Here is an 11,600-nt window from a genome sequence, read left to right on the forward strand (position 1 = left end):
CCATTAACCTTCATTCGGGAACAAATCGGAAAATTTGCCCATGCTGGCAGTATAGACCTCCGACTCGTACATGCCTTGCTTGAGGAAATGTTCCATGTGCGGATAGAGTTGGATAGCCTGATCCAGCAGCGGGTCGCTGCCCTTGACGTAGGCGCCCACACTGATCAGGTCATGATTGCGCTGGTAGTGTGCGTACATATGCTTGAAGCGCTGCACCTGCAGGAAATGCTGCGGACTGACCAGATGGTTCATGGCGCGGCTGATCGAGGCTTCGATGTCGATGGCAGGGTAGTGCCCCTGTTCCGCGAGTCGGCGGGACAGCACGATGTGGCCGTCGAGGATCGCGCGCGCACTGTCGGCGATGGGGTCCTGCTGGTCGTCGCCTTCGGTCAGCACGGTGTAGAACGCGGTGATCGAGCCGCCGCCTTCCGCGCCGTTGCCGGCACGCTCTACCAGCTGCGGCAGTTTGGCGAATACCGAGGGCGGATAGCCCTTGGTCGCGGGCGGCTCGCCGATGGCCAGTGCGATCTCGCGTTGCGCCATGGCGTAGCGGGTGAGCGAATCCATGATGAGCAGCACGTTCTTGCCCTGGTCGCGGAAATATTCGGCGATGGTGGTGGCGTAGGCTGCGCCCTGCAATCTCATCAACGGGCTGGTGTCGGCGGGAGCGGCGACCACGACCGAGCGTCTCAATCCTTCCTGGCCGAGGATGTCGGTGATGAATTCCTTGACTTCGCGTCCGCGTTCGCCGATCAGTCCGACCACGATCACGTCGGCGCTGGTGTAGCGTGCCATCATGCCGAGCAAAACGCTCTTGCCGACACCGGAGCCGGCGAACAGGCCCATGCGCTGGCCGCGTCCGACAGTGAGCAGGCTGTTGATGGCGCGCACGCCGACATCCAGCGCTTCCTTGATCGCGGCCCTTTCCAGCGGGTTGATCGGGCGGCTTTGCAGCGGCGCGCTCTTGCTTTCCAGCAAGGGGCCGAATTGATCGAGCGGGCGTCCCGCACCGTCGAGCACGCGTCCCAGCAGGTGTTCACCGACCGGCAGATGACGGGCCAGATCCGAGCTGCGGCGGCGCGGCAACTGCGATTGGCCTGGCGCCACCGGCGCGCGCATGGGTTCGGCCGGAGTCACGCGCGCGCCGGGAACCAGTCCCTGTACGTCGTTCTCCGGCATCAGGAACAATCTGTCTCCGGCGAAGCCGACCACTTCGGCTTCGATGCGGGTATTCGGCAGTTCGATCCAGCAGGTGCTGCCAACGGCCATGCGCAAGCCGACTGCTTCCATCACCAGTCCGGTGACTTTGGTCAGGCGGCCGCTTACCAGCAAGGGATTACTTTGTGCTACCAGGTCGCGGTTCAGGTGCAGCAGTTCCTGCCAGCGCTGATGGTGGCGGTTGCGGCTGGCCGTTGCTGTGTGGACATCTGCAACAGCGGCTCCCTGCGGCACTGCCTGTGCCGGAGCGTCTTGCGCAACGATGTCGGGGCTGTCGATCATTCCTGTACCAACCATGAAGTGTCTTGTCCCAGTGCCGCGACCACCCGTTTCCAGCGGCTCTCCAGTGATGCATCGATCTGGCTGTTGGCAGTCTCGATACGAGCGCCACCGCGCTCGATACGGGCATCCTCGAATATCTTCCAGCCGGAATGGGTCAGCTGTTCACCCATGTGCTTGCGCACCACGACCGCGTCGTCCGGATGCAATACCAGATGCGCGCCCTGGCTGAAGTGCGGCAGCGTACCGATGGCTTCGCTCACCACGCCGAGCAAAAGCTCCGGATTCACCTTGAGTGCCTGGTGCAGCATCTGGCGGGCGATGTCCAGAGACAGGCCGAGTAGTTCGCGCGAGACCTGTTCATCCACCTGCTGTCCCAGGGAGGTGATGACTTGTGCCAGGAGCTGCTGTTCCTGCGCCGCACTTTGCAAGCCTTCGGCATAACCGCTCTGGAATCCTTCTTCCCGTGCCTGGCGTTGTATCTCTTCGATCTGCGAGGCGGTCGGAAGTGCCACGTCGCCTGCGCGCTTGCCGCCGGCCTCGAACGCGGGTGCTTCCCAGCGTTGCCAGGCGGTGAGCTTCTCCGGTGCGACAGCGGCGTCAGACATAAGCTTCCTCTCCCTTGCCGCCGATCACGACCTGGCCTTCGTCGGCCAGGCGACGCACGACCTTGAGAATCTCTTTCTGCTCGGATTCCACTTCGCTGAGTTTGACCGGACCCTTGGCTTCGAGATCCTCGCGCAGCATCTCGGCAGCGCGTTGCGACATGTTCTTGAATATCTTCTCGCGTAATTCTTCGTTGGCGCCCTTGAGTGCGACGATGAGCGATTCGGACTGCACTTCGCGCAGCACCAGCTGGATGCCGCGGTCGTCCACTTCCATCAGATCTTCGAATACGAACATCTCGTCCATCACCTTTTGCGCCAGTTCCGCGTCGTGGCTTCGCACCGATTCCAGCACAGCTTCCTGGTTGCCCATGAAGTTGAGTATCTCGGCGGCGGTCTTGATGCCGCCCTTGATGCTCTTTTTGCCGACGGCGTTGCCGGCAAGCAGCTTGGTGAGTACGTCGTTCAGCTCGTGCAGTGCGGCGGGTTGCACGCTGTCCAGCGTGGCAATGCGCAGCATCACGTCGTTGCGGGTGCGTTCGGTCATCAGCGCCATCACGCTGGCTGCCTGATCCGGCTCCAGGTGGACCATGATGGTGGCGATGATCTGCGGATGCTCGTTGGCGATCAGGTCGGCGACGGAGGCAGGTTCCATCCACTTCAGGCTTTCGATGCCGCTGGTATCGCTGTTGTGCAGGATGCGGTCGAGCAGGCCGGCAGCCTTGTCGTCGCCCAATGCCTTGGTCAGCATGTCGCGGATGTACTCGCTCGAATCCATGCCGATGGTGGTCTTTCCGGCAGCGATCACGTGGAATTCGTCGAACACGTTGGCGATCTCGTCGCGCGACAGGTTCTTCAATGCAACCATCGCGCCGCTGATCTTCTGCACCTCTTTCGGCTCGAGGTATTTCATCACGTCGGCAGCCTCGCTGGCGCCCAGCGTCATGAGCAGGATCGCGCTCTTGTTGATTCCTTCGTCACTCATTCTTTGTTCACCCATTCCTTGACCACCGTGGCGACGATCTTGGGGTCGTCCTTCGCCAGCTGTTTGGCGAGTTGCAGGTTGTCTTCGTAAGAGCTGGCCGATTGCTGGGCGGCATATTGGCCGGCCGCGTTACCGGCCTGATGCGAGATCTGGCCGTGCTGCGCGGCCGACATCATCGCTGTTTCCTGAGCTGCGCTTTGTTCGGAGATGGTCTTGAAGGCCGGTTTGATGATGCCGAACAGGAGGAAGCCGATACCGCCTGCGATCAACAGATATTTGAAGATATCCTTCGCCATCGCTATGGTATCAGGTTGCTTCCACATCGGGGTTTCCGCAATGATTTCCTGCTGTTCGTTGAAAGCACTGTTGAGCAGATTCAGGCTGTCGCCGCGTTTTGCGTCGAACCCTACGGTCTCCTTGACCAGGGCGGTGATCTGCGCTTTTTCAGCATCGGTATACGGACGCGAGGTGGCTTTACCATCCTTGCCGGTCGTGCTGGGGTTGTTCACCACCACCGCAATGGAAAGGCGCTTGATGCTTCCGACCGGGAGCTTGGTGTGCTGGATGGTGCGGTCCACTTCATAGTTCGTGGTCAGTTCCTTGTGCATGTTGCCTGCAGTTCCTGCTGCGGCGACTACAGCGCTGGCTGGCGTGACGATGGGGGCAGTGGCGGGAACGGGCGGCTGGTTGGACAGCGCGCCGGGAACACCGCCCGTGCTGGTCGTGCCGTTCTGCGTCTCCAGCGTTTGCAGGCTGCGCACTGCAGCCTGGTTGGGCGGCTGGTTCGGACGGAAAGTCTCGGCGGTCTGTTCGGTCTGGGAGAAATCGAGACTGGCGGTGACCTGCGCACGCACGTTTTGCACGCCGGTGATCGGGATCAGGATATCTTCGATGCGCTTGACGTAATCCTGCTCGATCTGGCGTACGTATTTCAGCTGGGTCGCGTCCATCAGCTGCTCGGCGTTGCTGTCGCGTGCCGAACTCAACAGCGTGCCGCTCTGGTCCACGACCGTGACGTTCTGCGCATTCATGTTGGGCACGCTGCTGGAGATCAGGTGGACGATCGCGCTGACTTGTCCCTCATCCAGGGAATTTCCGGCTCGCAGGGAAAGAATCACCGATGCGCTGGGCTTTTGCTGTTCTTTGACGAACACGGATTGTTTGGGGATGGCCAGGTGCACGCGCGCGCTGGCGACAGATGCGATGGTTTCCACCGAGCGCGACAGTTCGCCTTCCAGTGCCCGCTGATAATTGACCTGCTCGAGGAACTGGCTGGTGCCGAATTTCTGGTTCTCCATCAATTCGAAGCCGACTGTCCCGCCCTTGGGCAGACCCTTGGCGGCCATCTGCAGTCGCACTTCATACACCCTGTCGGCCGGGACCATCAGCGTGCCGCCTTCGGTGAACTTGTAGGGGATGTTCTGCTGCTGTAAGGATTCGATGACGGCACCGCCGTCGCGTTCGGACATGTTCGCATAGAGCACGCGGTAATCCGGCGTCTGTCCCCACATGAACAGACCTGCCAGAAGTGCGACTGTGGCGGCGACTGCCACGATCAGTCCGAGTTTTTGTTGACTGGGCATGCCGAACAGCAGCCGGGTCAGGGAAACGTTCATATTTGCGTCCGTATCAGCCATGCTTTTCTTCCAGATGAAACAAGGGGCAATCCCTCACGCTGCGCATTATCTGCCTGCGAGACAAGTTCAGTATGCCGAAAAGCGGGGGAAATCGGGTGCTTTTCCGCTGCTAGCCCGCTTGGGGGTACGGGTAGAGTGCATCCAGGAAAAATGGAGGTGGATCATGAGTATGGACGTTTCCAATGTAGACAGTCTGCTGAGCCAGATGCGTGCGGCGATGGCCGCGGCACAAGGCCAGCCGGCCCGGGCGCCAGCCCAGACGGGTGGCGTGGATTTCGCCGATGTGTTGAAATCCTCGCTGGACGGGGTCAATCAGGCACAACACCAGGCGGAAGACCTGCAGAAAGCCTTTGTGCTGGGCGATGACAAGGTCAGTTTGAGTGATACCATGATCGCCATGCAAAAGGCCAATATCTCGTTCCAGACCGCCGTGCAGGTACGCAACAAGGTGGTGGCGGCCTATAACGACATCATGAACATGCAGGTCTGATTTGTAGAGCCGATCATGCTTCCTCAGGCAATCGGCCCGTCGAGAGTGCATTTGATCTTTACCAAATTTGTGGCGGGCAAATGACCACTGAAACTTCCACACAGCAAACCGAAACACAGTCTGTAGCACAGGCTTCTCGCGAAATTCTTGAGCACCATCGGGATGACCACTTGCCGGGAATCGGTATGCAAAACGTCCAGAGCAAAGATATTAGGCATCAGCTTTCCAGCCAGATTTTGACAGGCGATAGCCAAGAACCTGCATCGCGAGAGGTCGATGATCTTGTAGCGCTTTTTTCGGCAGGCCGTTATCCGGAGGCGGTTGTCATGTCCAAAGAGATGACGGCTCGATTTCCGCAGTACGGGATTGGTTGGAAGATGCTTGGTGTGTTGTTCAATCAAATGGGACGTAATGCCGAGGCCTTGGGGCCAATGAGGAATGCGATTACCCTCTTGCCGAACGATGCCGAGGCGCACGGCAATCTTGGCATAATCCTTAACGGACTTGGTATGCTGGACGAGGCTGCCGCAAGCTATCGCAGGGCAATTCAGCTCAATCCGAATGTTGCCGGATGGTACTTCAATCTGGGTAATATCTTCATGGCGCAGGGAAAATGGCAGAAGTCTGAAGACTGCTACCAATGCGTTCTTATGCTCAAGGCTGATTTCCCTGAGGTTTATAACAATCTGGGCATCATCCGCAAAGCGATGGGACAGCCAGTGGAAGCAGAGGCCTGTTATAGACGTGCAATAGAGATCAGGCCGAATTATGCCGATGCCTATAATAATCTGGGTTCAGTGCTTCAGTATCTTGGGCGGCCGGTCGAAGCCGAAGTGAGCTATAAGCACGCAATACAACTAGAACCGGCTCGTGCTGAGTCCTACAGCAATTTGGGCAATACCTTGCAGGAACTTGGGCGCTACCATGAGGCTGAAGCCAGTCTGCGGCGAGCTCTCCAGCTCCAGCCTGATCATGCTCAGGCGTATAACAATCTGGGAGGAACACTCAAGCATATGGGGCGGCTTCAGGAGGCTGAGTCCTGTTACCGCCGGGCATTGCATATCAGCCCGGAAAAGGCTGAGGTGCATAGCAATCTGGGGGCAACGTTGATGGATATGGGACGGCTGCACGAGGCCGAACAATGCTATAGGGAAGCATTGAGGATCAATCCCGAGTATTTTCCTGCGCACAGCAATCTGTTGTTTATGATGAATTATGCATCGAACAGCAATCCCGAAATCGGCCTTGCAGAAGCGAAGTTTTATGGAATGAAAGTGAGCAGCAAAGCCTCTGCAAAGTTTCGCGACTGGTCATGCAACCGACAAGCTAAGCGTCTGCGCATCGGTTTTGTGTCTGGGGACTTTCGACAACACCCCATTGGTTATTTTCTTGAAAGCGTGTTGAAGCAAATCGATCCGGTCAGTTTGGAGTTGTTCGCTTACCCGACATATCATGCGGCAGACGAAATCACTGCACGCCTCCAGCCGCGGTTTGCTGCATGGCGACCGTTGTGTGGTATGAGCGATGAAGATTCTGCAAGATTGATACACGGTGATGGCCTGCATGTGTTAATCGATCTGTCAGGACACACACAGCATAACCGTTTGCCGGTATTTGCCTGGAAACCGGCGCCGATTCAGGTAAGTTGGCAGGGCTATTTGGCAACCACTGGTGTTGCCGAGATTGATTATTTTTTGGCTGATCCCTATGTGGCACCGATTCGTGAGGCAGGTCATTTCACGGAAGAGATCTGGCGATTGCCGGAGTGCTATATGTGTTTCACTGAACCTGCAGTGGCATTGGATGTCGCGCCTTTGCCATCGCTATCGACAGGTTGCATTACTTTTGGCAGCCTGAACAACTTGACTAAGATGAGCGATGCGACAGTTGCGTTATGGGCGCAGATATTGACTGCCGTGCCCGGATCCCAATTGTTTCTCAAGACCAGATTACTCAGTGCAAGTGAGATGCGTGAATCGGTGATAAGACGCTATGCACAGTACGGCATTCCGGAAAGAAGATTGATACTTGAAGGCGCCGGCACGCTTACGCGCTCGGAATATCTGGAATCTTATCGGCACATTGATATTGCGCTTGATCCGTTTCCGTATGCGGGATGCACTACGAGCATTGAAGGATTGTGGATGGGGGTGCCGCTACTCACCAAACGTGGCGATCGTTTTGAATCTCATCTGGGGGAGACCATCAATTGCAACGCAGGACTGGCGGATTGGATCGCAATCGACGAAGACGATTATGTGGCAAAAGCGGTAAATCTTTCCTCCGATCCAGAACGACTCGCATCGCTGCGGGCAGGCTTGCGCCATCAGGTTTTGTCTTCTCCTCTGTTTGATGCGCCCCGCTTTGCGCGCAACTTTGAGCAAGCATTGAGGGGGATGTGGGGTCGATGGTTGGAGAGATGAAAAAAACGATGGGCGCCAACTGGCTTTTTTGGAACGAACCTAAACGTGATTAACAAATGACCCGGGAAATTTCTTTAACGCAAGCTGGTGTGCGGACGCTAGAGCTTGCGCTATTGCAAGCCGTTGAGTTGCATCAGGCCGGCCGGCTACAAGAAGCAGAGCAATGCTATCAGGCCATCTTGAAACTCGATCCACATCATGCCAAAGCAAATCACAATCTTGGGGTATTGTCGGTGCAAATGGGACAGTCAGAAGCTGGTCTTGCCTATTTCGCGGCCGCACTTGAGGCGGATCCAGCGCACGGGCAATACTGGCTGAGTTATATCGATACCTTGCATCTGGCTGGCCAGTCGGAAGAAGCGCGACAAGTGCTGGCGCTTGCTCGACAGAGCGGGTTGCAGGGCGATGATGTCGATGCGCTGGAAGCGAGTTTGGAAGGTGCGGGCCTGTCTGGAGCAGGACATCAGCCCGAATCGGCCGGGACGAATGATCAGCTGAAGTCAACTCAACAAAGCAAAAGTCCTCACCAGCAAGAAATCAACACATTGATCGCACTGTTTACACAAGGTCGGTATGAAGAGGTCATGTCCCTCTCTCAAGTGATGACACGGCGATTTCCCCAGTATGGTTTCGGCTGGAAGATATTGGGGGTGGCCTGCAAGCAGCAGGGAAAGAACGCTGAAGCCCTGATTCCAATGCAAAAGGCGGTCGAGTTGTTGCCGAACGATGCCGAGGCACACAGCAATCTGGGGGGCGTTCTTCAGAGTCTCGGACGATTGAGCGAAGCGGAAGCGATGCTGAGTCTTGCGTTACGGATCAATCCGGATAATGCCGACGCACTGTTCAATCTGGGCATAACCCTGCAGGGACTGGACCGGCTGGACGAGGCAGAGCGCAGCTACCGAAAGGCACTGCAGATCAGGCCAGATTATGCTGAAGTGCATGGCAGCCTGGGCGCCGTCTTGCAGGCTACTGGGCGTCTGCAAGAAGCATTGACGCATTTCCAACAACGATCCCTGCTGGCTCCGGGGAATCCCGTAGACCAGCATCTGATCGCCTCTCTGACCGGTGAGACTACCGAACGTGCGCCCGCCAAATACGTCGAGGATGTTTTCGATAGCTATGCCGATAACTTCGACAGCCATTTGCTGCAAGTGCTCAAATATGAAACTCCCAGAAAGTTGCTGGAGTCAATTTCGCATCACCCTCCGAATGCGGACAAATGGGATGTTCTGGATTTGGGCTGCGGAACGGGACTGTTTGGAGTGGAGGTTGCACCGTTTGCAAAACAACTGGTCGGAGTGGATCTTTCCTCGAAGATGCTGGAGCAGGCGCGGGCGCGCAAGCTGTATCAGCGTCTTGAACAGGCGGATCTGGTGACCATGATGCAAGGCGAGCCTGCTGCAAGCTTCGATGTGATCGTGGCAGCTGACGTGTTCGTATATCTGGGCAAACTCGATGACGTGATCGCCGAAGCAGGACGGTTGCTGCGGCCGGGCGGGATACTGGCGTTCTCTGTCGAGGATTGCGATATGTCGCCGCGCCGGTCGGACGCTCAGGGCGAGGTGCCGGATTACCAGTTGAAGAACACAGGGCGTTACGGCCAATCGCTCGGTTACCTTGCACGATTGGCATCTGTTAATGGCCTTCAGATACAGGAGGAGGTTGCCACTCAACTCCGCATCGATCATGGCAAGCCGATCCTGGGACATATCTGTCTTTGGGCGAAAGAGTCCGCGACCAATGCCAAGCATGGCGCGCCATCCGCAGATCAGTTACTGCAAGGAGCAGTCAGGTGTCATCAGGCGGGTCAATTGCATGACGCCGAGCGTCTTTATCGCGAGATACTGGGAATCGATCAGAATCATTCAAAGGCAAATCACAATCTGGGCTCACTGTATATTCAGAAATCGCAGCCTGCTGCCAGTCTGCCGTTCTTTGCGGCTGCGCTGGAAGCTGATCCGGCGCACGGCCAATACTGGTTGAGTTACATCGATGCCTTGCATCAGGCAGGTCAGAAGCAGGTTGCGCGTGAAGTGCTTGCTTTGGCCAGACAATATGGATTGGGCGGAGAAGACGTGGATGCCCTGGAGATGAATCTGCGCGGCGGGCCAGCTGACATGGCAGGACAGTCGCAATCCTATTGTCCTGTTTGCGGCAGCAATCAGGTCTCCTTTTTGCCGCTTCCCGAGTTTTATCGCGAAAGCTCGCGTCTTTACGGATTCGAACATTTTGGTAAAGGCGAAATGATCTCGCTGGAGCAATACACGTGCAATCGTTGCGGAGCGTCTGACCGTGAACGTCTTTATGCATTATGGATCGATCAACAACTTGAGAAGAACTCATTGAGTCGTTCTGCCAAGGTCATGCATTTCGCCCCGGAAGAAGCGCTGTCGAAAAGGCTCCGGCAGCTGTTTGCCAATTACGAGACTGCGGATTTTGGCATGGGGCAGGTCGACCATAAGGTCGACCTTCAGAACCTGCCATTTGCCGATGAGAGTTATGAATTTTTCATTTGCAGCCATGTGCTTGAACATGTGGAAAGCGACGACAGGGCGATCCGTGAGTTGTACAGGATCACCAGAACGGGCGGTTGTGGCATTCTCGTGGCACCGATCATCGTGGGGCTGGAGAGGACTGTGGAAGACCCGAGCGTGAAAGATGCGGCAGGTCGCTGGCGTCTTTATGGGCAGGATGACCACGTCAGGCTGTATGCTCATGACGATTATGTGAACAAGATCCGCAGTCACGGGTTCCACGTGGCCGAGCTGGGTGAAGAATATTTTGGTGAAGAAATATTCCATTCGCTGGGTCTGACGCACACAAGCATCCTGTATGTGGTGAGCAAATGACAAAATCGAACGAGCCGATCTATGTAACCAAGCCGGTGCTGCCGCCCTTGGAGGAATTCCTTCCGTATCTGCAACAGATATGGGATAGCCGGATACTTACCAACGGTGGCTCTTTTCACCAGCAGCTGGAGCAGGCGCTGTGCGAATACCTGGGCGTCAAGTACATCTCCCTGTTTACCAATGGCACCATAGGCCTGGTCACCGCGCTGCAAGCATTGCGCATCACCGGCGAGGTGATCACAACTCCGTATTCCTTCGTAGCCACTGCGCATTCGCTGCTCTGGAATGGCATCAAACCGGTCTTCGTCGACATCGATCCGGATACGCTGAACCTTGATCCGGCCAAGATCGAAGCTGCGATCACTCCTTCCACCACGGCCATTCTGGCAGTGCATGTGTATGGACATCCCTGCGCTGTCGATGCCATCCAGAAGATCGCCGACAATTACAACCTCAGGGTGATCTACGATGCTGCACATGCGTTTGGTGTTCAGTATCATTCCGGCAGTCTGTTGAATCATGGCGACCTGTCGGTACTGAGTTTCCATGCGACCAAGGTGTTCAATACCTTCGAAGGCGGCGCCATCGTTTCGCCGGACGCCAAGACCAAGCAGCGCATCGACCACCTGAAGAACTTCGGCTTCGTCGACGAGGTGACGGTGGTTGCACCCGGCATCAATGGCAAGATGAGCGAGTTCAACGCGGCATTGGGGCTGCTGCAGCTCAAGGGTATTGATGCGGCAATGCAACAACGCAAGGTCATCGACGCGCGTTATCGCAAGGCTTTCGACAATGTGCAGGGGATACGCTGCTTCTCGGCCGTCCACGAAGATGTCGCCAATTACGCCTATTTCCCGATCCTGGTGCAGCCCGGTTATCCGTTGAGTCGCGATGAGCTGTACCGGAAGCTGCGCGAGCACAATATCTTTGCCCGACGTTATTTCTATCCGCTGATCAGCGACTTCCCCATGTATCGCGGCTTGCCCTCAGCGGCGCAGTCGAATCTGCGCGTGGCAAGCCAGGCCGCAAAGGAAGTGCTGTGCCTGCCGATCTATCCAGGGCTGACCGACGAGCAGCTCGATTCGGTGATCGGGTTGATCACGGGATAAGC

At 56.7% G+C, this 11,600-nt stretch carries 8 protein-coding genes; 4 read left to right on the forward strand and 4 right to left on the reverse strand.

Features of this window, described 5'->3' with window-relative positions; translation table 11 throughout:
* Positions 1 to 3: 3 nt before the first annotated feature.
* Genes fliI through fliF form a run of 4 tightly spaced genes read right to left on the reverse strand, consistent with a single transcriptional unit; the run spans position 4 to position 4,724 of the window.
* The gene (gene fliI, locus SLIT_RS02965) at positions 4 to 1,500 is read right to left on the reverse strand and encodes a flagellar protein export ATPase FliI (RefSeq protein ID WP_013028734.1); all 1,497 of its coding nucleotides are present in this window, start codon (positions 1,498 to 1,500) and stop codon (positions 4 to 6) included.
* Positions 1,497 to 2,105 carry a flagellar assembly protein FliH gene (locus SLIT_RS02970; RefSeq protein WP_013028735.1) on the reverse strand — a complete coding sequence of 203 codons (609 nt, stop codon included), beginning with the start codon at positions 2,103 to 2,105 and terminating at the stop codon, positions 1,497 to 1,499. Before SLIT_RS02970 ends, fliI begins: the two co-directional genes overlap by 4 nt.
* Positions 2,098 to 3,087: a flagellar motor switch protein FliG gene (fliG, locus tag SLIT_RS02975; protein WP_013028736.1), complete on the reverse strand. Its 990-nt coding sequence runs from the start codon at positions 3,085 to 3,087 to the stop codon at positions 2,098 to 2,100. The genes SLIT_RS02970 and fliG overlap by 8 nt, the downstream gene beginning before the upstream one ends.
* A complete protein-coding gene (gene fliF, locus SLIT_RS02980) occupies positions 3,084 to 4,724 on the reverse strand; it encodes a flagellar basal-body MS-ring/collar protein FliF (protein WP_013028737.1) in 1,641 nt (546 codons plus the stop codon). The genes fliG and fliF overlap by 4 nt, the downstream gene beginning before the upstream one ends.
* A gap of 163 nt (positions 4,725 to 4,887) precedes the next feature.
* Here fliF and fliE point away from each other — a divergent pair, with 163 nt between their 5' ends.
* The 4 genes from fliE to vioA all read left to right on the forward strand — a co-directional run bounded on the left by fliE (position 4,888) and on the right by vioA (position 11,598).
* Entirely contained in the window at positions 4,888 to 5,214 is a 327-nt protein-coding gene (gene fliE, locus SLIT_RS02985) for a flagellar hook-basal body complex protein FliE (protein WP_013028738.1), read from the forward strand.
* An 80-nt stretch (positions 5,215 to 5,294) separates the two neighbouring features.
* Positions 5,295 to 7,637, forward strand: a complete 2,343-nt coding sequence (locus SLIT_RS02990) for a tetratricopeptide repeat protein (RefSeq protein ID WP_150102926.1) — start codon at positions 5,295 to 5,297, stop codon at positions 7,635 to 7,637.
* A 56-nt stretch (positions 7,638 to 7,693) separates the two neighbouring features.
* Complete coding sequence (locus SLIT_RS02995; protein ID WP_013028741.1) at positions 7,694 to 10,489, forward strand: tetratricopeptide repeat protein; 2,796 nt, start codon at positions 7,694 to 7,696, stop codon at positions 10,487 to 10,489.
* A complete protein-coding gene (gene vioA, locus SLIT_RS03000; protein WP_013028742.1) occupies positions 10,486 to 11,598 on the forward strand; it encodes a dTDP-4-amino-4,6-dideoxy-D-glucose aminotransferase VioA in 1,113 nt (370 codons plus the stop codon). Before SLIT_RS02995 ends, vioA begins: the two co-directional genes overlap by 4 nt.
* The last annotated feature ends 2 nt before the right edge of the window (positions 11,599 to 11,600 follow it).

It is taken from the genome of Sideroxydans lithotrophicus ES-1, from assembly GCF_000025705.1.
Lineage (GTDB): Bacteria > Pseudomonadota > Gammaproteobacteria > Burkholderiales > Gallionellaceae > Sideroxyarcus > Sideroxyarcus lithotrophicus.

Bases quoted from the DNA above. Each gene is read 5' to 3' on its own strand.
- fliI (WP_013028734.1), bottom strand. From the start codon at position 1,500: ATGATCGACAGCCCCGACATCGTTGCGCAAGACGCTCCGGCACAGGCA.
- SLIT_RS02970 (WP_013028735.1), bottom strand. From the start codon at position 2,105: ATGTCTGACGCCGCTGTCGCACCGGAGAAGCTCACCGCCTGGCAACGC.
- fliG (WP_013028736.1), bottom strand. From the start codon at position 3,087: ATGAGTGACGAAGGAATCAACAAGAGCGCGATCCTGCTCATGACGCTG.
- fliF (WP_013028737.1), bottom strand. From the start codon at position 4,724: ATGGCTGATACGGACGCAAATATGAACGTTTCCCTGACCCGGCTGCTG.
- fliE (WP_013028738.1), top strand. From the start codon at position 4,888: ATGAGTATGGACGTTTCCAATGTAGACAGTCTGCTGAGCCAGATGCGT.
- SLIT_RS02990 (WP_150102926.1), top strand. From the start codon at position 5,295: ATGACCACTGAAACTTCCACACAGCAAACCGAAACACAGTCTGTAGCA.
- SLIT_RS02995 (WP_013028741.1), top strand. From the start codon at position 7,694: ATGACCCGGGAAATTTCTTTAACGCAAGCTGGTGTGCGGACGCTAGAG.
- vioA (WP_013028742.1), top strand. From the start codon at position 10,486: ATGACAAAATCGAACGAGCCGATCTATGTAACCAAGCCGGTGCTGCCG.